The following is a 22,059-nucleotide window of genomic DNA, read 5'->3' as shown; positions in this document are numbered from 1 at the left end:
GGATCAGATGGCAAGCGAAGAAATAGCGGGCATCGGCTTCGAGCCGGACGTGAGGGTCCGCACGAAAGAATACAGGATTGGCTGTGTCGGCGCCGGCATGATCATGGCCGAATGCCATCTCGCTGCCTATCACGAGGCCGGCTTTCCGGTGGTGGCGATCGCCTCGCGCACCAAAGCCAGCGCCGAAAAAGTGGCGAAACGCTGGGGCATCCCGACCGTCCACGACACGCCCGAGCAACTGATCGAGGACAAAAATGTCGAGATCATCGACCTGGCCTTCCCGCCGGATCAGCAGCCGGCGCTGATCCGCCATGCGTTGAAGCAGAAGCATATCAAGGCGATCCTGGCGCAAAAGCCGCTGGCGCTGTCGCTCAAGAACGCGATCGAACTGCGCGACGAGGCGGCCAAGGCTGGCAAGATCCTCTCGGTCAACCAGAACATGCGCTACGACCAGTCGATGCGCGTCCTGAAGCAGATCATGGACAGCGGCGCGCTTGGCGACATCGTCTTCGCGCAGATCGACATGCATGCGATCCCGCATTGGCAGACCTTCCTGGAGGAATACAACAGGCTGACGCTCGCCAATATGAGCGTGCACCATCTCGACGTGCTGCGCTTCCTGTTCGGCGATCCGGACGAAATTACCACGCTGACCCGCAAGGATCCGCGCACGACATTCGACCATTCCGACGGCATCACCGTGTCGACGATGCGGTTTCCGTCAGGCGTGCTTGCGGTGTCGCTGGAGGATGTCTGGTCGGGTCCGCGCCAGGATGGCTACAAGGACGACCAGCACATCAACTGGCGCGTCGACGGCACGAAGGGTGTCGCCAAGGGCACTATCGGCTGGCCGACAGGCTCCGCCTCGACGCTGACCTATGCCTCGACCGAGACAACGGACGGGAAATGGGTCACGCCGAGCTGGAACACGATGTGGTTCCCGCATGCCTTCATCGGCGTCATGGAACAACTCCAGCACGCGGTGAAGACAGGTGAGCCGCCGGCGCTCTCCGTCGCCGACAACGTCAAGACCATGGCGCTGATCGAGGCCGGCTACCGCTCGATCGAGAAGGGCCGCACGGTCAAGCTTTCCGAAATCTCGATTAACTGAAACAGCAGGCGACTGAATCACTTACAGGGAGGACTTCACACCATGATGCAATCCGGAATTTTTACGGGGTATTTCCCCTATGGCCTCGAAGAGACGGCGAAGAAAATTCGCGGCCACGGCTTCAACACCGTGCAGCTCGACCTGCATTTTAGGGATATCGACCTGTCGGCCGGCCAGATCACCAAGGACAAGGCCAGGAAGGTGCGCGATACGTTCCGCGCCCACGACCTGCCGATCTGCTGCATCTCGGGCTACACCAACGTCATTCATCCCGACCTCGCGCACCGCAAGGCCAATGTCGAGCGGCTGAAGGAAATCATCCGCAACGCGCGCCAGCTCGGCAGCGCTTACGTGATCTCGGAGACCGGCACCTACAACACCGAGAGCGAGTGGATGAGCGATCCCAAGAACAAGTCCGAAGAGGGCTTTGAGATGTGCCGCAAGGTGATCGCCGAGCTGGCGCAGGAAGCCTACGACCATGGCTCGATGTTCCTGCTCGAAACCTACGTCAACAATGTCGTCGGGTCGGTCGAGGAAACGGTGCGGATGTTCGCGCAGGTCGACCATCCCGGCCTCGGCCTGCTGATGGACCCGACCAATTACTTCGAAGGCCACAACATCGACCAGATGGACAAGGTGCTGAACCAGGTGTTCGACACGCTGGCCGACAAGGTCAAGATCGCGCACGCCAAGGATGTCGCGCGCGCCGGCGACGACAAGAGCGAGAAGCATGCCGATATCGGCGATGACGACGCGCTTGCCTCGCACACGTTCCGCGGCGTCGGCGAGATGGTGCTCAACGCACCGGGCACCGGTTCGCTGAACTACGATCTCTATCTGCAGCGCCTGTCGCAGAAGAGCCCGAACATCCCGGTCATCATCGAGCATCTCTCGGAAGACGACGTGCCGCGGGCCAAGAAATTCCTCGACGACAAGTTCCGCGCCAACGGCCTCTGACAGCAGTCCCGCGTCGCCGCCATGCGGCGGCGCTTTTCGGCCGGGAGGAAACAACAATGGAGGAAGCGAAATGTTGAAATTCGGATTGAAACTGGCGGCGGCAGCGACAGTGCTCGCCGGCCTGGCGTTAGGCTCGCAGGCACTGGCGCAGGATGGCCAGAAGACCTTCTACCTGCTGTCGCATGGCGGCCCGTCGGATGCGTTCTGGCTCGACTGGAACGCCGGCGCGACCAAGGCCTGCGACCAGCTCAAGGTGACCTGCAAGATCTCCTTCAGCGGTGGCGACATGGCGGCGCAGAAGGAGGCTTTCAATTCCGCGCTCGCGGCCAAGCCCGACGGCATCGCCACCACTTCGGCGCAGCCCGGTCTGTGGACCGAGGAGGTAAAAGCGGCCAAGGCCGCCGGCATCCCGATCGTGTTCTTCAACACAGACGATCCGGCGACCGGTCGGCAGGCCTATGTCGGCGCCGATCTCAAGGAAGCCGGCGTTATCTGGGCCAAGTATCTCGTCGACCGCAAGATGGTGAAGCAGGGCGACAAGGTTTTCCTCCCGGTCGAAGTGCCGGGAGCCAGCTACCAGCAGCTCGAGACCGAAGGCATCGCCAGCGTGTTCGATCCGCTCGGCATCAAATACGACGTGGTCGATTGCGGCACCGATCCGGCCGGCATCATCGCCAAGATGACCGATTACATGGTGGCCAACAATCCGCCGGCGATCATCGCCCTCGGCGATTCCGTCGCGGCCAGTGTCAAGCGCGTCTTCGATGGCGCCGGCGTGCCGGCCGGCAAGATTCCGGTCGTCGGCTGGGGCAATTCCAAGGAAACCGCGGAAGCCGTCAAGGCCGGCTTCGTCAACGCGGCCGCCTGGCAGTTCCCGTCGGCGCAAGGCTTCATGCCGGTGGCGCTGCTCGGGCTCGCCGCCTCCGGCGAGCCGATCGGCTACGACATCCGCACTTTCAGCCTCTACGACGCTTCGAGCGTCGAGCCGATCCTGAAACTCTACAACAAGTGATTGAAACTGACGCCCGCCGCGCAGGCGGCGGGCGTCGCTCCAAGGTATGGTTCAAAGCAGTCATGACAATCGCCGCTGAAGAGGAAATGCCTGGGGCCAAGCGCAGGTCGAGCCTGATCCGCTCGCCGCAATTCTCCTCGCTCATCATCCTCATCGTGCTGCTGGCGGTGTTCGCCATCGCCGACGCCAATTTCCTGTCGCCGCTCAACATCTCCAATATGATGGCGTTCTTGCCCGAGCTCGGGATCATCGCGCTCGGCATGACGTTGCTTCTGACGGCGGGCGAGTTCGACCTTTCGGTCGGCGCCGTGTTCGGGCTGGCCCCGGTCGTCGTCATGCTGCTGGTGCAGAACGGCGAGGCCGGCATCGGCGTGGCGCTGCTTGCCGGCTTGTTGCTGTGCGTGGCGATCGGGGCGATCAACGGGCTGATCGTAACCAAGATCGGCATCTCCTCCTTCCTGGTCACGCTGTCGATGCTGCTGGTGGTGCGGGGTGCCGCGCTTTACATCACACAGGGCTTTCCGCTGAAATCCTGGGACCAGCCCGGCTTCTTCGTGACGCTGCTGGCCGGCAGTTTCTATGTCGGTTCGTTCCGGCTCTACACTTCGCTGTGGTGGTTCGTCGGCCTGTCGCTGCTGGCGGTCTACATCCTGCGCTATGCCAAGCTCGGCAACTGGATCAGCGCCATCGGCTCCAACCGCAACGCGGCGGTGGCGCGCGGCGTACCGGCCGATGCGGTCAAGATCTGGCTGTTCATCCTGACTTCCGTGCTGGCGGGACTGGCCGGCATGATCAGCGCCTTCCGCATCTCGGCTGCCTCGCCGGTTGCCGGCACCGGCTACGAACTCGAAGTGATCGCCATGGTGGTGGTCGGCGGCACGGCGCTGACCGGCGGGCGCGGCACGATCCTGGGCACGATCGTGGGGGCGCTGATGCTGCGCGCCATCCGCAACGGCATCGTGCTGATCGGCGTGCCCGGGCTTGCCTACAACATCTTTGTCGGCGTCATCATCCTCGCCATGCTCATCCTGCACGCTCTGCTGCAGAAGAACGCCGCAAGGAGCTGACCATGGCGCAGGAAGTGCTCCGGCTACAGAATCTGCAAAAGTCCTTCGGCAGCGTCCGCGCGCTCAAGAATGCGTCCTTCGCGCTGAACGAAGGCGAGGTGGTAGCGTTGCTGGGCGACAATGGCGCCGGCAAATCCACGCTGATCAAGGCGATCTCCGGGGTGTTTCCCGTCGATCGCGGCGAGATCTATGTGCGGGGACAGAAGGTCTCGATCCGCTCGACGCGCGACGCGATGGATCTCGGCATCGAGACCATCCATCAGGACACCTCGCTGGCGCCGGATCTCAGCATCGCGCGCAACCTCTTTCTCGGCCGCGAACCTGTCAATTTCAAGTGGCTGGGCGTGTTCGCGCCGCTCGATCGGGCCAAATTGCGCGATGCAGCCTCAACCTTGCTGAAGCGTGTCGGCATCTCGAAAAAGCTCGACGCCGACGCGCTGGTCAGCACGCTTTCGGGGGGCGAGCGCCAATCGATCGCGATTTCGCGCGCCATGCAGTTCGCCGCCAAGGTGATCATCCTCGACGAGCCGACCAACAATCTCGGCGTCGAGGAGACGCATGGCGTGCTGCGCTTCGTCAAGGAGGTGCGTGCGGCCGGCCATTCGGTGCTCTTGATCACCCACAACATCCACCATGTCTTCCAGGTCGCCGACCGCATCATCGTCATGCGCCGCGGCGAGATCGTCGCCGAGCAGACGGTCGCCGATACCGACCTGCTGACGGTGGAAAGCATCATCACCGGCGCCGACATGTCGGCCCTGTTGAAAGAGACGAGAGCGAAGTGATGGCCGTCACATGGTAGAGCTTTACGGCAAGACGCTGTCGCGCCGGCAGGTTTCGGAGCGGTCCGGCATGCTGTCGCAATTCGCCGGTGTGCGGCTGATGACGCTTGGCGACGGCGTCGAGCGCGGCATCCGCATGCTTGAATTCCGCACCGGCTCGGGATTGCGGTTCACGGCACTCGTCGACCGGGCGCTGGACATCGCCGATTGCGACTTTAGGGGACAGGCGATCGGCTGGCATTCGCCAAGCGGCTTTCGTCATCCCGGCCTGCACGAGCATGAGGGCGAGGAGGGCCTTGCCTGGGCGCGGTCGTTTTCCGGCCTGCTGCTCACTTGCGGCCTCGACCACATCCTGTTCATGAACGAGGTGCCGGCCGACAGCTACAACTATCCGCCGAAGAAGACGGTTCGTCATTCGCTGCATGGCCGCATCAGCACTATTCCGGCGCGGCTGACCGGCTATGGCGAGGCTTGGGACGGCGACCGCTGCGTGCTGTGGGCCGAGGCTATCATGCAGCAGTCGACGGTGTTCGGCGAGGATTTGCACCTGCTGCGGCGGATCGAGGCCGATGTCGGCGGCAATGAGATCCGGCTATCGGACCGCGTCGTCAATCACGGCTTCAACCGGACGCCGCATATGTATTTCTACCACATCAATGTCAGCCATCCCGTGCTCGACGAAGGCTCGCGCTATCTGGCGCCGATAAGGGATGTGGTCTGGGCAGCCCATGCCGGCGAGCGCTACGAGGCGCAGAAGGTCGGCTATCGCACGGTGCCGGCGCCGCAATTGGGTTTCCAGGAGCAGGTCTGGCAGCATGAGCTTGCCGCCGACGCCGAGGGCGACGTGCCGGTGGCGGTGGTCAACGACCGCCTTGGCCTCGGCCTTGAGATCGTCACGCGCAAGGAGCAGTTGCCTTGTGCCTATGAGTGGCAGAACTTCCAGGCGGGACAGTATGCGCTGGGCATCGAGCCGTCGACGCATCACGTGCTCGGCAATCTGGCTGCCCGCGAACGCGGCGAGATGATCTGGCTGGAGCATAGCGAAAGCCGCTCCTACGATGCGGTGTTCCGCGTTCTCGACGGTGCCGACGATATCGCGGCCGCTGAAGACAGGATCACAGCGATCGCCAGGCAGCCGCAGCAGGATTTTCCGCGGCCGTCGGGCAAATTTCCGGTTCTCGGAGGCAGATCGTGACGATGACGAGGACGATGCGAGGCACCAGTCGGGAGGTCGGCTCTGGTCGGCGCGGGGAGGGCGCGCGGCCATCAGGATTTGGAGGTCACAATGGCTGACAAGATGAAGCGCGACTACAGCCTGGTCGGCGAAAGCACACGGATCGCGATCGAGACCGGGCTTGCCTCGGCGGAATGGTATCACACCGATGTCTCCCGCAAGGCGATGAAGGAACTGATGCAGCGTTCCGACGGCCCGGCGATCCGCGATACGGTCATCTGGATCGTCGCCATTCTGGGCTCCGCCGGCGGCGGCATCTGGTTCTGGGGCACCTGGTGGTGCGTGCCGTTCTTCTTCGTCTACGGCGTGCTCTACGGCTCCTCCAGCGACTCGCGCTGGCATGAATGCGGCCATGGCACCGCCTTCCGCACGCGCTGGATGAACGATGTGGTCTACCAGATCGCCAGCTTCATGCTGATGCGCAACCCGGTGACCTGGCGCTGGAGCCATGCCCGCCACCACACCGACACGATCATCGTCGGGCGCGACGCCGAGATCGCGGTGATGCGGCCGCCGGACCTGCTGCGCGCAGCACTTGCCTTCACCGGGATCCTCGACTTCCGTTACTCACTGCCGACATTGGTGCGCAATGCGTTCGGCAAGATCTCGCCCGACGAGAGGAGCTTCATTCCGGAGATGGAGCTGCCGAAGGTCGTCACCGCCGCGCGCTGGCATGTTGCCATCTACGTCGCGACGATAGCACTCGCCCTCTATATGTGGTCGTTCCTGCCGCTGATGCTGATCGGCCTGCCGCGCCTCTATGGCAGCTGGCACATGGTGATGACCGGTCTGCTGCAGCACATTGGTCTCGCCGACAATGTCGTCGACCACCGGCTCAACACCCGCACCGTATACATGAATCCAATCAGCCGGTTCATCTACTGGAACATGAACTACCACGTCGAGCATCACATGTTCCCGATGGTGCCCTATCACGCGCTGCCCAGGCTGCATGAGCTGATCAAGCACGATTTGCCCGTGCCCAACCCGTCGATCTGTCATGCCTATCGCGAGGTCTGGCCGGTCCTGCTCAAGCAGCTCAGATATGAGGACTATTTCCTCAAGCGCGAGCTGCCGCCGACGGCGCGGCCCTATCGTGGCGAGTTCCACGAGGTCAACATGTCGGCGGCTGCGGAATAGGTTGCGCGGAGCAGGGATTTCAGGAGATAGAGATGGCCGATTGGGTGGAGGCATGCGCCGTGGACGATGTCGAGGAAGAGGACGTCATCCGCTTCGATCACGGCGGCCGCACCTTTGCGGTCTACCGTTCGCCTGACGACGAATTCTTCGCCACGGATGGGTTTTGCACCCATGAGAAGGCGCATCTGGCCGACGGGCTCGTCATGGACGACATCATCGAATGCCCGAAGCACAATGGCCGCTTCAACTACAAGACCGGGCAGGCCAAAGGGGCGCCCGTCTGCGTCAATCTCGTGACCTACCCGGTCAAGGTCGCGGCCGGTAAGGTGCTGATCCAGATCGGCTGAGCGGTCCGAGCCACTCCGCAGCAATCACAAGGGGATAAAAATCGATGAGCCGGAAAAGACCCACGATCGCTGACCTGCGGGCCATGAAGGGCAAGCGGCAATTGACGATGCTGCGCGTGCTGACGATGGACGAGGCAGAGGCGGCCGAGCGGGCCGGTGTCGATATCGTCTCGGTGCCGCCCGAGTTGGTGCTCAACCCGCAATACCGCGATGCGGCGCCCAGTCTGTTCACCATGCCGGGGGACAATTTCTACGAGATCGGTACAGCCGACGACTTCGTCCGCTGGGCGTTCCGGCTCTACAAGGCCGGTGCCGACGCCGTCTATTGCAGCGCCGGCTATGCCACCATCAAGCGGATGGCTGACGACGCCATTCCTGTCATTGGCCATGTCGGCCTGATCCCGTCTCGCGCCACCTGGACCGGCGGCTTCAAGGCCGTCGGCAAGACCGCCGCCGCCGCCATGCAAGTCTTCGAGGCGGTCAAGCAGTTGGAAGCCGCAGGTGCTGTCGGCGCCGAGATCGAGGTGGTGCCGGTCGAGGTGGCCAAGGCAATCTCGGAACGCACATCGCTGATCATGCTGTCGATGGGGGCCGGCACCGGCTGCGACGCGCAATATCTGTTCGCCGACGATATACTCGGCCAGAACCGCGGCCACATGCCCCGCCATTCCAAGGTCTATCGCAATTTCGCCGCCGAATATGACCGCCTGCAAGCCGAACGCGTCGCCGCTTTCTCCGAGTATGTCGCCGACGTCAACAGCGGAGCCTACCCGGAAGACAGGCACATCGTGCACATGGACTCCAACGAACTCAGCCTGTTCATGAAGAAGGTCGACGGCGCAGCCTGAGCAAGGCGGGCGTAAACCAGCTAGGCTGGCCAGTTCCCATTCGTGAGCGCTGCATAAAGCGCTTCGGCCTCGGCGCCGAGCGGCCGGTCCTCCTTGAGCGGGAGGACAAGCGCGCGCACCGCGCCGTGAATTGCGGCAGTGGCCGGCGCCAGTGTGAGTGCGTCGCGCAGGTCTATCGCCTGCGCGGCGGCCATCAGCTCAAAGGCGATCAGCCGCCGCGACAGCACGATCATCTCGGCGCATTTCGCAACCGCCAGCGGCGTTTGCGTGGCATGATCCTCGACGCCTTCCGAGACGGGCAGGAAGTCGAGCATCACCGGGTTGGCCTTATGGCGGATGCTGGCCATGATTGCCGCCAGCGTCTTCTGCAGCGGTACGAAACCGGCCGAGGCGCCGCCGACCGGCGACAGATATTTGGGCAGGCCGTTGCGGCCGGAGCCGGTGAGCTGGATGAAGCGGGCGGCGCAGGCCGCCGCCGCTTGCGCTATGGCGAGGCCGAGCGTCTCGAAGGAAAGCGCCAGCGACGCGGTGTGGAAATTGCCGGTCGACAGCACCATGCCGTCGTCGCCGAGCACCAGCGGATTGTCGGCGGCGGCATTGAGCTCGATCTCGACCGCCCGCTTTGCCTGACCGATCGCCTCGATCAGCGCGCCGTGGATCGAGGGCATACAGCGGATCGATAGCGGGTCCTGCAAGGTCGTCGGTGTCTGCTTTTCGTCGCTGGCCAGAAGATCGCGCAAGCCTTTCGCGGCTTGTTGCTGGCCGGCGGCAGGTCTTGCCGCCTGCAGGCGCGGATCGAGGATCGTGCGATTGGCGCCGAGGGCTTCCATGGTCAGCGCGCCGGCCTGCTGTTGATGCGCGAGGGCGGACAATGCGTCGGCCACTGCCAGCGCGCCGCTGCCGGCCGAAACCGCCGAGGCGTTGATCAGCGACAGCCCGTCCTTGGGCGCGAGGCTGACGGGCGTGAGGCGCGCCATCATCAGCGCCTTGGCCGCCGGCATGCGCCGGCCCTGATATTCGGCTTCGCCTTCGCCGATCAGCAAGCCGGCAAGAGCTGTCATCAACACCAGATCGCCGGCGCCGATCGAGCCGAGCGACGGCATCACGGGATGGACGCCGGCATTGAGCGCCTGGACCAGTGCAACAAACACGGCAGGCGATAGGCCTGAGCCGCCGGTCGACAGCATCGCTGCCCGAGCAAACATCGTTGCCCGCACGGTCTCGACCGGCAGCGCCTCGCCGACAGCGCCGCTGCGCCCCTCCAGGAGCTGGCGCTGGAAGGCGCTGGCGTCGCCCTCTACCGTGGTGCCAAGATTGGCGCCGAGCCCGGTGTTGAGCCCGTAGATCTGCTGACCGGACGCGGCGGCCTGGTCGAGTATCTTTCGCGCTCTGTCGAGCCGCTCCATGACATCGGGTGCGACTTCCACCTTCCGCGCGTCGCGGGCGACCGACGCGACATCCTCGATGCCGACGCCGGCGCCGGTCAGGACAAGCGCGCTCATGCGAAGCGCAGCCTCTGGCCGATGCCTTGCGCCTGCGCCTTGGCCAGCATCGCCTTGCCCAGAGCGATATCGGACAGCGACAGGCCGCGATGCCAGAACAGGATCGTCTCATCGTCGCTTTGGCGCCCGCTCTTGAGGCCGGCGGCGATCTGGCCGAGTTCGGCATGCAGCGTCTGTTCGCTCAGCCGTCCGGTCTCGACATGGGCACGCAGCGAGCCGAACTTGCCGCCCTTGCACTGGCCCCAATCGTCGACGACCATCTTCTGCATGATGTCGGTCAAGGAAAGCTCCACCGCGCTCATCGTGCCGTAGGGCACCACCAGCGCACCGGGCTTGATCCATTCGGTCTTGAGCAGCGGCTGCGGCTCCGGCAGTCGCGAGGCCTCGACGACGATGTCGGCGCTCTCGACGCAGCTTTTCCAGTCGGCGACCGCCGTGACCTTCTTGCCGAGGTCGGCGGACAGCTTGGCGGCAAAGCCGTCGCGGCTTTCCGGCCGGCGCGAATGCACGCGAATCTCGTCGAAGTCGAAGAGATGATCGAGCAGGCGCACGTTCCAGTAGGCCGTGCCACGCGCGCCGACATGACCGAGGATTTTCGATGTCTTTTTCGCCAGATGTTTCGCGCCGATGGCGGTGACGGCGCCGGTGCGCATATCGGTGATGACCGTGGCGTCGAGAATGGCGCGCGGTGTGCCGGTGCGCGGATCGAACAGGTTGAGGATGCCGAATTCCGACGGCAGGCCGTGCAGATAGTTGTCGACATAATCGCCGACGATCTTGACGCCGGCCGTGTCGAGTGGCGCGATGTAGCCGCGCAGAACGTTGAAATGGCCATGGAAGGACGGGTCCGGCTCAAGATGGACACGCGGTTCGATCACCGTCTGGCCGTTGCCCTGCGCCACCAGGCCGGCTTCGACCGCAGCGATGATCTCGGCATCGGTCATTGCGAGTGCTTCGATGTCGAGGGCGTTGAGATAGTCGATGTAGATTGCTTTCATGCGTGCGCGGTTTCCAAGAAGGCCCCAGCCATCCCATAACAGGCCGTGACGCGACACGAAAGTTTGTTGGTCCATCTCTGGACGAAGCCGCCCAAATGCTGTTCAAACCGGTGCACATCATTTGCCGGACAATTTGTTGGTTCCCAGTGGCGCGGGAAGAGTTCGTACAGTTCCGTTCATGACCGCCATTCCCGAGAACGAAGCCTTGCCTGAAAGCGCGGTACCCGCGCGGCAGGCACGGCGCGTTGCGCTGATTGTCGCCGTCGCCTTCTTCATGCAGCTTCTGGATTCGACGATCATCTCGACGTCGCTGCCACAGATGGGCCAGTCCTTCGGTGTGCCGGCGGTGGCGATGAGCATCGGCATCACCGTCTACATGCTGACCATGGCGGTGTTCGTGCCGCTATCCGGCTGGCTCGCCGACCGCTTTGGCGCGCGCAATATCTTCCTCATTGCCATCGCCCTGTTCACGCTCGCCTCGATCGCCTGCGGCGTCTCGCAGAACCTGACCCAGTTCGTCGCCGCGCGGGCCGTGCAAGGCCTGGGCAGCGCGCTGATGACGCCGGTCGGCCGCATCCTGGTGCTGCGCAACGCACCGAAGTCCGAGCTGCTCAACGCCACGGCGCTGATCACCTGGCCGGCGCTGTTCGCGCCAGTGGTCGGGCCGGTGCTTGGCGGCTTCATCACCACCTATCTCTCCTGGCACTGGAATTTCTTCATCAACATTCCGCTTGGGCTGGCTGGGCTGGCGCTGGTCGCCCGCTTCATCCCCGGCGACCGCGAAGCCGAGACCAGGCCGCTCGACTGGCCGGGCTTTCTGCTGACTTCGGTGGGGCTCGCCTCGCTGCTCTACGGTCTCGAGCGCATCGCGCATCCGGAAGACGGCGCCTTGCCGACCGTGGCGCTGCTTGGCGCGGGCGTCCTTGTCGGTTGGCTGGCCGTGCGGCATCTCGCGCGTGCTCAACATCCGCTGCTCGATCTCACGGCATTCAAGGTGCAGACTTTCGCCATATCGACGCTGACGGCCGGCACGGTCTTCCGGGTCGCCATCAACGCCACGCCGTTCCTCTTGCCGCTGCTGTTCCAGGTCGGTTTCGGCCTCAGCCCCATCGATGCCGGCTTGATGATCCTGGCCTATTTCCTCGGCAATCTCGGCATGAAGGCGGTGACGACGCCGACGCTGCGGCGCTTCGGCTTCCGCCCGGTGCTAATCGTCAACGGGGTGATCGCGTCGCTGTCGATCATGGCCTGCGCGGCGATCTCGCCACACACCCCGCAAGTGCTGGTGGTGGCGCTGATGCTGATTGCCGGGCTGTCGCGTTCGATGCAGTTCACCGCGCTCAACACACTCGCCTTCGCCGACGTGGCCGCGCCGCAGCGCAGTTCGGCAGCGACCTTGTCCAGCATGCTGCAGCAGGTGGCGATGCTGTTCGGCGTAGCGGTGGCGGCGGCGCTGCTCAACCTGTCGCGGATCGCAAGGGGCGGGCCGGCGCTGGACCTCGTCGACTTCCGTCTCGCCTTCCTGGCGATCGGCGCTATCGGACTGGTGGCCGCCTTGCGTTTCCTGGCATTGCCGGCGGCCGCGGGCGCCGAGGTTTCGGGCCATCTTCCGCGGAACTGAAATCGCCTGCAATTCAGGGTGAAGCGAGAAGCAGCACTCACACCGGCCGATAAACCTTTTCCGCCGTGTTCCAGAAGATGTCGGCCTCTGCCGCCGCACCGTGCTTACCCACCGCCTCCCGGTGCGCCTTGATCAGTTCGGCGTGGCTGGTCCACAGCTTCTCAATCGGAAAATTCGAACCGAACATCAGATGGTCTGAGCCAAGGATGTCGATCGCATTGTCGACGATATAGGCGATCAGCGCCGGGTCGTTGCGGTGGACGAAGGTGCCGAGGCCGGACAGTTTGGCGTAGAAGTTGGGCGCCGCTGACAGTGTGCGCAGGCCGGCCTTCCAGGTCTCCGTGTTTTCCGGCTCCATGCCGGTCAGCATGCCGGCATGGGTGAGGATGAAATTGGTCTCGGGGTTCTCACCGACCAGCGTCAGGCCGTCCTTCATCTGGGCGGGGAAAAGCTGCAGATCGAAGGACAGGCCGTAATCCTTGAGCCGCGCCACATTGGCTCGCACCTTCGGGTCGATGACTTGATCTACCGAGGCGGCGAAGCGGAAGGCCGGCGTTTCGTGCCAGTGCAGCTGCATGCGCACGCCGCGCAGCAGCGGATACTTTTTCAACCGGTCGATCTGATGGCGCACGTCGTCCACCGTCATGTCGGCATAGCCGACGATGGCATGCGGCCAGCCGGTCTCGTCGGCGGTCTTCTGCAGGAAGGCCACCTCATTCTCGAAATCTTCCTTGGCCCAGTTGGTCTGGACATAGACGGCTTTCTCGACGCCCGCGCCCTTCTGGTCGGCGAGGAATTCCTCGATCGGATAGTCGCGGCGGATCGGCTCGTAAGGGCCAAAGATGCGCGGCACCATCGGTCCGACCAGCCAGGGCTGATCCTGCTGGCGCCAGATGTGGAAATGCGCGTCGATCGCCTTCTGCATCATGAAACCCTTTTCCATATTGCCTCGGCCGCCGGGGCGGGGCGGGCAAGCGACAGGATGAAACCGGTGAGGTTTTTCACCGACGAACCGTCGACCAGATCGTCGAGCACCGGCAGGATGACGCGCAGGGCCGCTGTTTTTGGCCGAAAACGCGGGTCACCGGCGAGCGGCGTCGCCAGCGACAAGCGGAAGGCACGGCCGCTCAAACGGCGCATCGCGGTCTCCAGCTCGGCATGGTCGCCGCGCTCCAGCGCGTCGGAGAGGATGACGACCGCTGCACCCCGGGCGAAAGCGGAGAAGCGTGGCACTGAGAGGAAGGCGAGCAGCGTCGGCCCCATGCGGGTGCCGCCATCCCAATCGTCGACCTGCGCGGCAGCGCGGGCCAGCGCCTGGTCGCGGTCGCGAATGCGCAGCGCCCCGGTGATGCGGGTCAGCCGCGTACCGAAGGTGAAGATCTCGGCGCGGCCGCCGCCTTGCACGGCGGCATGCGCCAGTTTGAGATAGTCTGATGTGTGCAGCTTCATCGAGCCGGACACGTCGATGAGCAGCAGCAGCTTGCGCGGCACGGTCTGCCTGCGGCGCAAGAGCGGCGACGGCACGTCGCCGTCGGCACTGACGATTTCGCGCAACGAACGGCGCAGATCGAGCTTGCCGCGCGAATGCGTTCGCACGGTGCGAAAGGAGCGGCGAGTGGGCAAGGCGGCAGCGAGCTTGCGGCGGAAGGCGGCAAGCCCGTCGCCGTCGCGCTGGAAGTCGCGGGTGCACAGCTGTTCGACGCCTGAGGATAGCTCGCCGCCTTCCTCTTGGCGGATCACCTCGTTCTCTTCCTCGCTGGTGCCGCCGTCGTCCTTGATGCGGGTTTCCTCATCACTGTCGCCTTCGACCACCGCAGCGGTATTGCCGTAGAAATGGCTCTGGAAATGCGCCTCGAATTCGTCGCGGCGGTCGGGCGGCGGCGCCAGCGTGGCAAGGGCGGCCTGGCGGATGTCGGCCATCGAGCGTGGTCCGAGCAGCGTCACCGCCTGCATGAAGCTGGACACTTGCTCAGGCGCCACCGGGAAGCCGTAGCGGCGCAGCAGCCGGCCGAAGCCGAGCAAAGGCGCTGCGGCGCGGGGTAAGCTTTCTCCCCGCATCATTCCTTCGCGCCCCCCTCTGTCCTGCCAGCGTTGCGGAATGTACCGTCGATCCATATTCGTCCGTCCCGCCGTGAACGGGGCGAAGGGGTCGTTGACGTCGCGTGTCACGCCAGCGCCTCCTCGACGATCCGGCTAAGCTCTGGCGCGATGTAGGACAGGTCCTCTTCGTCCTTGATCAGCACGCCGATCGCGCGGCGGAAGGCCTCCGGCCATGGGCTGCCGCCTTTTTCGAGAATGGTGGCGGCATTGGCCCATTCGACTACTTCGGCGATGCCGGGCGGCTTGGCCAGCGGACGGGCGCGGATGCTCTGCACGGCCGCCGCCACGGCGCGCGCCGTCGCTTCTGCAACGTCGCCGGCGCGCAGCATGATGATCTCGGCCTCGCGCGCGGCATCGGGATAAGTGATCCAGTGGTAGACGCAGCGCCGGCGCAGCGCCTCGGCGAGTTCGCGCGTGCGGTTGGAGGTCAGGATGACGATCGGCTGCGCCGTTGCGCGAATAGTGCCTCTCTCTGGAATGCTGATCTGGAAATCGGACAGGAATTCCAGCAGCAATGCTTCGAACTCATGGTCGGAGCGGTCGATCTCGTCGACCAGCAGCACGCGCTCCTCCGGTGCGTTGAGCACCTGCAGCAGCGGCCGCGCGATCAGGAAGCGGTCGTCGTAGATGTCGATCTCGTGGTCGCCAGCGTGGCGGATGGCGAGCAACTGGCGCTGGTAGTTCCATTCGTAGAGCGCATGCGCGGCGTCGATGCCCTCGTAGCATTGCAGCCGCACCAGCTCACGGCCGAGCAATTCGGCGATCGCCTTCGCCGCTTCCGTCTTGCCGACGCCCGGCGCGCCCTCGAGCAGCAGCGGCTTGCCCAGCCTTATCGCCAGGAAGATCGCGGTCGAAAGACTCTCGTCAGCCAGGTAGCGCGAGGCGGCGAGGCCGGACGCCACCGCCTCCGGCGAGGTCGCTACAGTCTCGGCGTTCGCTTCAGGCATTTCCAGCACTCAGTTCGGCGCGCCGGTTTGCGCCTTCAAGGCACGCAGGATGCGCTCCGGCGTGATCGGCAGCGTGTCGACGCGCACGCCGACGGCGTCGAAGACAGCATTCGCCACGGCGGGAATCTGCGGGTTGGCGCACATTTCGCCCGGTCCCTTGGCGCCGTAGGGGCCATCAGCGGACGGACGTTCCAGCACAATGATCTCGGTTTCGGCAAGATCGCCTGGGCCCGGCATCAGATACTGGTTGAAGTCGGTGCCGCCATGGTCGCGGTTGGGATAATAGGGTTCCGTCGTCTCGTAGAGCGCGTGGCTGATGCCCATCCAGGAACCGCCGACGAGTTGCTGCTCGACCATTTTGGGGTTCAGCGCGCGGCCGATCTCGAAGATGTTCTTCACCGTCAGCACGGTGACTTCGCCGGTCTCGTCATCGACCTCGACCTCGGCCACCGTGCAGGCATGGGCGTAGCAGGTCGACGGCTTCATCGCGCCGGTTTCTTTCTCGGGATAAGAGCGCGGGATCAGGAACATGCCGCGGCCGGAAATCGAGCGGCCGCGCTTGAAATGCGCCGACAGCGCGACGTCGAAGATCGAGATCGATTTCCGCGGCGCGCCCTTGACCAGGATGTTGCCTTGGCCATCGGTCTCGAGATCGGAGGCGTTGACTTCCAGCTCCTCTGCAGCCACTTCCAGCATCACCTGGCGGGCCTCCTTGGCGGCCTGGATGACGGCGTTGCCGGCGCGGTGCGTGCCGCGCGAGGCGAAGGTGCCCATGCAGTGCGGGCCGGTGTCGGTGTCGGCGGTGTCGACCACCACGCGGTCGGTCGGCACGCCGATCGTCTCGGCGCAAATCTGCGCCATGATCTGCTTCATGCCCTGGCCGAGATCGACTGATGACAGCGTCACCATGAAATTGCCGGTCGGCGTCGAATGCACCAGGGCCTGGGTGGGATCGCCGCCGAGGTTCATGCCGGTCGGATAGTTGATCGCGGCGACGCCGCGTCCGCGCCTGATCGCCATCTCAAGCTCCCTTCGCGTAGGAGGACATCGCCAGATATTTCTCCGCCACCGGCCAGTTGGCGGCGCGCGAGGCTTCCTGCATGCATTCGATCAGCGCGGCCCCCTCGGTCGGCTGCCGATGCGCCTTCATGTCGCCGTCGCGATAGGCGTTGATGAAGCGGAATTCCAGCGGGTCCATGCCGATCAGCCGGGCGAGCTTGTCCATCTGCACCTCGAGCGCGAAATCGCCGATGGTGACGCCGAAGCCGCGCATGGCCGAGGAGGGCGTGCGGTTGGTATAGACGCAGTATGTGTCGATCCAGACATTGGGGATGGTATAGGGGCCAGGATAATGTCCCGCGCCCTTCTGCGCGCCGTAGGGCGAATGGCGCGAATAGGCACCGGCATCGGTGTAGCCGGTGACCTTGCGCGCGACGATGCGGCCGTCGTTCATGACGCCATCCTTGATGACGACCTTTTCGGCCGCGCGGGGTGACGATATCTGCATCTCTTCCTCTCGACTGTAGATGAAACAGACCGGTCGTCCGGTTAGCTTTGCTCCGAGGATTGCGATCGGCTCGACGATGACGTCGACCTTGCCGCCAAAACCGCCGCCGACGGTGCCGCCGACGAAATGCAGCTTGTTGCCGGGCATCTGCAGGATGATCGAAGTGTTGTCGAGGGTGAAGAACATCGCCTGCGTGTTGGTGTAGCAGGTGAAGCGGTCATTGCCCTCGGGGACGACGACGCAGCCGGTCGTCTCGGTCGGCGCATGTTCGATCGGCGAGGACTGGTAGCTCTGTTCGAGGATATGGTCGGCACTGGTGAAGCCGGCCTCGACATCGCCGAAGCGCACCTTGCGGCATTCGCCGCTATCGTAGAGATAGTAGTTCTGGCCGTGATATTCGTTGACGATGGGCGCACCGGGCTTCAGCGCCTCCTGCATGTCGAAGACGGCCGGCAGCACCTCGTAGTCGACCTTGACCTTGGCGGCGGCTTCCTGTGCGGCGCGCTCGGTCTCGGCCAGCACCGCCACCACGGCCTCGCCCTTCCAGCGCACCTTGCCGTCGGCCAGCACCGTCTCGTCCTCCGGCCCGATCTGGATCAGGATCAGGATGGTGTAGACATTGTGCGGCACGTCCTTGGCGGTCAGGATTTTCACCACGCCCGGATGTTTCTCGGCCTCGGACGTGTCGATCGAGCGGATGCGGGCGTGATGGTACGGGCTGCGCACCATCTTCAGGTGCAGCATGCCGGGAAAGTTGCGGTCGGCGAAATAGGCGGTCTTGCCGGTGACGTGGCCGGGCGAATCCGAGCGCGGCCGGGGCTGGCCGATCTCATGCAGATCGTCCTTGCGCTGGTCGGCGAAATAGTTCTTGCGCAGTTCCATCTTTGCTCCCTCAAGCCGCGCGCTGTGAGTTGGAGCGCGCGGCGGTAAGCACCGCCTGGATGATCGGCTCGTAGCCGGTGCAGCGGCAGATGTTGCCCGACAGCGCCTCGACCACCTCGGCGCGGCTGGGGTTGGGCGTCTGGTCGAGCAGCACCTTGGCCGCCATGATCATGCCCGGCGTGCAGAAGCCGCATTGGGTGGCGAAGGCGTCGAGGAAGGCGCGCTGCAGCGGATGCAGGACACCACCTTGCGAAAGGCCTGATGTCGTGGTGATGGCGGCGCCGTTGCAGGTCTCGGCCAGCGTCAGGCAGGAGAGCCGGAGTTCGCCGTCAATGATGACCGAGCAGGCGCCGCATGTGCCCTGGTGGCAGCCGCCTTTCGGCGAGGTATCGCCGATCTTGTCGCGCAAGGCGTGAAGCAGCGTCGTGCCGCTGTCGACGAATTCGGCCTTTTCCGCGCCGTTGAGGGTGAATTGAACCGGGACCTTTGCCATTGTTCCTCCTTGCGCGCCTGCCCGAACTGGTCGGACAGACGCGCGCCCCCAACGGGCCTAAGCCTTTGTTTCCATGCCCGCGACCTGGCCAAGCAGCAGCCGGCCAAGATGGACCGGCAAGACTTGCGTGCGATACCAGGCACTGGCGATCGGATCGGTGATAGGCGAGGTGCCTTCACCCACGGCGGCCAGCGCCGGCGCGATACCATCCTTGGTGAGCTTTCTGCCGAGCAGCGCCTTCTCGGCCGCCCTGGCGCGCATCGGCCGGTCGGCCATGCAGCCGAGCGCGATGCGTGCCGCGCACACAGTGCCGTCCGCCGCTTGTTCCAGCACCGCGGCTATGCTCAGCACCGAAATGCCCTTGGGCTTGACCCGCGACACTTTCAGGAAGCGAAAGCCGCCATGCGAGGGCAGCGCGAAGCCAACCGAGGTGACGATGGCGCGGCTGTCGTCCCGCTTGGCCAGGAAGGTCTCGATCGGCGTTTCGCCATCATCGGTGCGGACCGTCGCGTCCAGCGCCAGCAGCGCGACGGCGAAATCGCCATAAGGCGCCGGTGCGAACAGATTACCGCCGACGGTCGCCATGTTGCGGATCGCCGGACCGCCGACGGCGCGCGCGGCGGGAGACAGGGTGCTGAGATCCGGATGGCGGGCGATCGCCGCCATGGTCACCGAGGCGCCAAGACGGATCTTGCCGCCGGAGACGGCTATGGTCGACAGGGACGGTTCGGTCGAGCGCACGAAGCTGGAGAGCGATACGTCGCCTTCATTGGTGGCGCGAACGACCAGCGTGCCGCCGCCGAGATAGCGGGTGCCGGCCGCCTTCAGCGCCGCATCGGCATCCTTCACGGTCGAGAAAGTCTGGAGGGCAAGCGCCATGGCACGCTCCTGGCTTTTAGCTTTGGCCGGCGAAGTGGCTCTTCAGGGCATTGAAGCCGCCCTGGAAGACATTGGCGCCCATGCCTTCGGCCAGCTTGTCGGCTTCTTCGGGAGCAGCGTCGAAGTTCGCGGTCCACTCGGCATAGGTGCGGTCACCGTCGGTCACCCGCCGCAATTGCAGCGTCGCCTTGTGATTGGTCAGCGGCTGCGGCGTCTCCAGGATGGAATAGCTGATCAGAAAATTGTCGTCGGAGAAATCGAGCAGCTTCTCCCTGATGCGGGCGCCGCTGGCGAGCTGGAAATTGCGCACGCAGCCGATGGTGCCGGCGTCGTTGCCGTCCTCGATATGGCTTTCGACCATGCGCGGATGCCAGCCCGGCAGGCCGTTGAAGTCGCGTATGCGCGCCCAGACCTTTTCGACCGGCGCGTCGATGACGCTGGAGATGGTGACTTTCGCCATATGGATGTTCCCTTGCAAATCAGATGCTTGGGAGGGTAGGGCGGCAAATCAGGGGGCGCTTATCAATGCGTCTTGAGCACCTATCAAGGAGTCTGAAAATGAACCACGCGGTTCAGGCTATCGCTCGCGCCGCCTCGCGATAGAGTGTCGGCGGAACGCCGACATGGTCGCGGAAGAAGCGCGAGAAATTGCCCTGCGTGGTGAAGCCGAGATTGCAGGCGACCGAGATCAACGGCTCTTGCGACCACTGCAGCTGTCGCACCGCTTCTTCCATGCGCAGCGTGTTCCAGTACACGTTGGGCGTCAGATTGGTCTGCTCCTTGAACAGCGCGAAGAAATGCGGCCGCGACAGGCCGACGCTGCGCGCCACATCGTCGAAGCAGATGCGCTCGCAGACATTGGCCTTCATCAGCTGGATAGCCTTGCGGACACGGAAGTCCTGCATGGTGTTTATGCGGGCGCGCACAGCTTGCGGCGCTGAAGCGTCGGCGGCATCGAGCACTGAGTCGATGAAGCGCTCGATCTCGTAATTGGCGATGTCGTCGATGCTCTCATTGTCGCTCAAATGGTCGAGCAGATTGGCTGCCGCCTTGTGCAGCCAGGGCTCGAGCGTGATCGCAGGGGTCGAAAACAGCGGTGCCGAGGATGGCAGGTCGCGGCGCCGGCGCGCCCAGTCCGGATCGATGTAGAAAGCAAGGAACAGGCCGGGCGTGCCGTCGCGCGACAAAGCGTGGCTGTGCGGCTGGAAGGAATTGATACCGGCGGCGGTGCCTGGACCAAGCCGCACCGTCTCACGGCCGATGGTCATCTCGCCGGCCGTGCCTTCCAGCCAGATGATGATATGCGCCTCGACATGGGCATGGGTGACGAAGTCGCTGGCGACGTTCAGGACAGAAACATGTCCGAACCGGCCCCAGTAGAGCCTGATCGCTTCCGTCATGGGTATATCCTCCCGCAGACGACTGGCCTCCCTTCGCCTGCAATGGGGATAGTGCGGTCCAGTTCGGGCCCGCGTCAAGCCGCATCCGCTTGGCTCAGGCCTGCGGCGCTTTGCGATGGCCGATTTTCAGACTGAGCGATAGGAACGATAACGAATAGCTCCCTGTCCTTAGTCGCTGCGCCTGAAGTTGCGTATCCGGTCGAACAGGACCGCCAGCAGAATCGCGCCGCCGATGAACACCCCTTGCCAGAAGGCATTGATGCCGAGCAGGCCGAGGCTGTTGCGGATCACCTCGATCAGCGCCGCGCCGACGATGGCGCCGAAGGCGGTGCCGACGCCGCCGGCCAGGTTGGCGCCGCCGATGACGGTGGCGGCGATGACCTGAAGCTCCATGCCGTTGCCGAGATTGGTGGTGACGGCGCCGAGCCATCCGGTCTGGATGATGCCGGCGATGCCGGCGGCCAGCGCCGAGATCATGTAGACCGCGACCTTGATCTGGCGCACCGGAACGCCGGTCAGCGTCGCCGCATGCTCATTGCCGCCGATGGCGAAGATGTGCCGCCCGAATTTCGTCCAGCGCAGGACGAAGCCGGTGATGAGCGCCAGCAGGATCATATAGAGCACCGGATTGGCGATGCCGAACAGCCAGGCTCCGCCGCCCAGCGCCAGAAGCTTGTCGTGGTCCGGTCCGAACTGGAAGACGACGGTGTTGTTGGAAGCGACCATGGCGAGGCTGCGCGCGATCGAGAGCATGCCGAGCGTCACCACGAAGGGCGGAAAACCGAGATAGGCGATCAGAACCCCATTGAAGGCGCCGACGATCAGCGCGGTCCCGATCGCGGCGGCAATGCCGATCTCGATCGAGTAGCCGGCATGCATGGTGACGGCCAGTATCATCGAACACAGGCAAAGCACCGAGCCGACCGACAGGTCGATACCGCCGGTGATGATGACGAAGGTCATGCCGAGCGCGACGATGGCAACGAAGGTGATGTTGCGGGTGATGTTGTAAAGGTTCTTCGGGGTGGCGAAGGAATCGGTGGCAAACGACAGGAACAGGCAGGCGAGGATGACCGCAATCACCACCCAAAATGTCTGAGTGGCGAACACCCTGGACAGCAAGGTGTGCTGTTTCTGTGCAATCGTCTGGTCAAGGGTGGCTGCCATTATCGACCTCTCATGCCGGTGGCGAAGCGCGTCAGCACGGCGAATTCAAAGCTTTGAAATTCCGG

General features: G+C 64.2%; 22 protein-coding genes. 10 read left to right on the top strand and 12 right to left on the bottom strand.

The genetic code is table 11. The features are described 5' to 3' along the window. Nucleotides 1-22 precede the first annotated feature (22 nt). The 9 genes from MESS4_RS23690 to MESS4_RS23650 all read left to right on the top strand — a co-directional run bounded on the left by MESS4_RS23690 (nt 23) and on the right by MESS4_RS23650 (nt 8,498). Complete coding sequence (locus tag MESS4_RS23690) at nt 23-1,111, top strand: Gfo/Idh/MocA family oxidoreductase (RefSeq protein WP_081609837.1); 1,089 nt, start codon at nt 23-25, stop codon at nt 1,109-1,111. Between the two features lie 42 nt (nt 1,112-1,153). Beyond that, nucleotides 1,154-2,068: a sugar phosphate isomerase/epimerase gene (locus tag MESS4_RS23685; protein ID WP_006336460.1), complete on the top strand. Its 915-nt coding sequence runs from the start codon at nt 1,154-1,156 to the stop codon at nt 2,066-2,068. Nucleotides 2,069-2,138: 70 nt separating this feature from the next. Beyond that, the gene (locus tag MESS4_RS23680; RefSeq protein WP_006336459.1) at nt 2,139-3,080 is read left to right on the top strand and encodes a substrate-binding domain-containing protein; all 942 of its coding nucleotides are present in this window, start codon (nt 2,139-2,141) and stop codon (nt 3,078-3,080) included. 62 nt (nt 3,081-3,142) lie between these two features. Continuing rightward, a complete protein-coding gene (locus MESS4_RS23675) occupies nt 3,143-4,147 on the top strand; it encodes an ABC transporter permease (RefSeq protein ID WP_085987834.1) in 1,005 nt (334 codons plus the stop codon). A gap of 2 nt (nt 4,148-4,149) precedes the next feature. After that, entirely contained in the window at nt 4,150-4,932 is a 783-nt protein-coding gene (locus MESS4_RS23670; protein ID WP_006336457.1) for an ATP-binding cassette domain-containing protein, read from the top strand. A 10-nt stretch (nt 4,933-4,942) separates the two neighbouring features. Then, a complete protein-coding gene (locus MESS4_RS23665) occupies nt 4,943-6,124 on the top strand; it encodes an aldose 1-epimerase family protein (protein ID WP_006336456.1) in 1,182 nt (393 codons plus the stop codon). Between the two features lie 90 nt (nt 6,125-6,214). After that, nucleotides 6,215-7,303 carry a fatty acid desaturase family protein gene (locus tag MESS4_RS23660; RefSeq protein WP_006336445.1) on the top strand — a complete coding sequence of 363 codons (1,089 nt, stop codon included), beginning with the start codon at nt 6,215-6,217 and terminating at the stop codon, nt 7,301-7,303. A gap of 32 nt (nt 7,304-7,335) precedes the next feature. Further along, the gene (locus tag MESS4_RS23655; RefSeq protein ID WP_006336444.1) at nt 7,336-7,650 is read left to right on the top strand and encodes a MocE family 2Fe-2S type ferredoxin; all 315 of its coding nucleotides are present in this window, start codon (nt 7,336-7,338) and stop codon (nt 7,648-7,650) included. 44 nt (nt 7,651-7,694) lie between these two features. Further along, complete coding sequence (locus tag MESS4_RS23650) at nt 7,695-8,498, top strand: 3-methyl-2-oxobutanoate hydroxymethyltransferase (protein ID WP_006336443.1); 804 nt, start codon at nt 7,695-7,697, stop codon at nt 8,496-8,498. Between the two features lie 20 nt (nt 8,499-8,518). Here the strand turns inward: MESS4_RS23650 and hutH are convergent, their stop codons facing one another. After that, nucleotides 8,519-10,000: a histidine ammonia-lyase gene (gene hutH / locus MESS4_RS23645; protein ID WP_006336442.1), complete on the bottom strand. Its 1,482-nt coding sequence runs from the start codon at nt 9,998-10,000 to the stop codon at nt 8,519-8,521. Then, nucleotides 9,997-10,998 (bottom strand): ornithine cyclodeaminase family protein, encoded by a 1,002-nt coding sequence (locus MESS4_RS23640; RefSeq protein WP_006336441.1) that lies wholly within the window; start codon nt 10,996-10,998, stop codon nt 9,997-9,999. Before MESS4_RS23640 ends, hutH begins: the two co-directional genes overlap by 4 nt. A 178-nt stretch (nt 10,999-11,176) precedes the next feature. On the opposite strand from MESS4_RS23640, the gene MESS4_RS23635 reads away from it, so the two are divergent. Then, complete coding sequence (locus tag MESS4_RS23635; protein WP_006336440.1) at nt 11,177-12,619, top strand: DHA2 family efflux MFS transporter permease subunit; 1,443 nt, start codon at nt 11,177-11,179, stop codon at nt 12,617-12,619. Nucleotides 12,620-12,656: 37 nt separating this feature from the next. Here MESS4_RS23635 and MESS4_RS23630 read toward each other — a convergent pair whose 3' ends face one another. The 10 genes from MESS4_RS23630 to MESS4_RS23585 all read right to left on the bottom strand — a co-directional run bounded on the left by MESS4_RS23630 (nt 12,657) and on the right by MESS4_RS23585 (nt 21,994). Next, the gene (locus MESS4_RS23630) at nt 12,657-13,544 is read right to left on the bottom strand and encodes an amidohydrolase (protein WP_036241961.1); all 888 of its coding nucleotides are present in this window, start codon (nt 13,542-13,544) and stop codon (nt 12,657-12,659) included. Beyond that, complete coding sequence (locus MESS4_RS23625; protein ID WP_006336437.1) at nt 13,544-14,788, bottom strand: VWA domain-containing protein; 1,245 nt, start codon at nt 14,786-14,788, stop codon at nt 13,544-13,546. The genes MESS4_RS23630 and MESS4_RS23625 overlap by 1 nt, the downstream gene beginning before the upstream one ends. After that, complete coding sequence (locus tag MESS4_RS23620; protein ID WP_006336434.1) at nt 14,785-15,666, bottom strand: MoxR family ATPase; 882 nt, start codon at nt 15,664-15,666, stop codon at nt 14,785-14,787. The genes MESS4_RS23625 and MESS4_RS23620 overlap by 4 nt, the downstream gene beginning before the upstream one ends. Nucleotides 15,667-15,675: 9 nt before the next feature. Then, nucleotides 15,676-16,686 (bottom strand): molybdopterin cofactor-binding domain-containing protein, encoded by a 1,011-nt coding sequence (locus MESS4_RS35030; RefSeq protein WP_006336432.1) that lies wholly within the window; start codon nt 16,684-16,686, stop codon nt 15,676-15,678. Between the two features lies 1 nt (nt 16,687). After that, entirely contained in the window at nt 16,688-18,055 is a 1,368-nt protein-coding gene (locus tag MESS4_RS35025; RefSeq protein WP_006336430.1) for a xanthine dehydrogenase family protein molybdopterin-binding subunit, read from the bottom strand. A gap of 10 nt (nt 18,056-18,065) precedes the next feature. Further along, nucleotides 18,066-18,548: a (2Fe-2S)-binding protein gene (locus tag MESS4_RS23605; RefSeq protein WP_006336428.1), complete on the bottom strand. Its 483-nt coding sequence runs from the start codon at nt 18,546-18,548 to the stop codon at nt 18,066-18,068. 57 nt (nt 18,549-18,605) lie between these two features. Further along, complete coding sequence (locus MESS4_RS23600) at nt 18,606-19,427, bottom strand: FAD binding domain-containing protein (protein ID WP_006336426.1); 822 nt, start codon at nt 19,425-19,427, stop codon at nt 18,606-18,608. 16 nt (nt 19,428-19,443) lie between these two features. After that, a complete protein-coding gene (locus MESS4_RS23595) occupies nt 19,444-19,887 on the bottom strand; it encodes an SRPBCC family protein (RefSeq protein ID WP_006336424.1) in 444 nt (147 codons plus the stop codon). 112 nt (nt 19,888-19,999) lie between these two features. Beyond that, nucleotides 20,000-20,827: an AraC family transcriptional regulator gene (locus MESS4_RS23590; protein ID WP_006336422.1), complete on the bottom strand. Its 828-nt coding sequence runs from the start codon at nt 20,825-20,827 to the stop codon at nt 20,000-20,002. Nucleotides 20,828-20,995: 168 nt separating this feature from the next. Then, the gene (locus MESS4_RS23585; protein ID WP_006336420.1) at nt 20,996-21,994 is read right to left on the bottom strand and encodes an ABC transporter permease; all 999 of its coding nucleotides are present in this window, start codon (nt 21,992-21,994) and stop codon (nt 20,996-20,998) included. Between the last annotated feature and the right edge of the window lie 65 nt (nt 21,995-22,059).

The organism is Mesorhizobium sp. STM 4661, from assembly GCF_000359125.1.
GTDB lineage: Bacteria > Pseudomonadota > Alphaproteobacteria > Rhizobiales > Rhizobiaceae > Mesorhizobium.
Note: the sequence above shows the minus strand (reverse complement) of the source record. Positions and strands in the feature narration are given on the sequence as shown.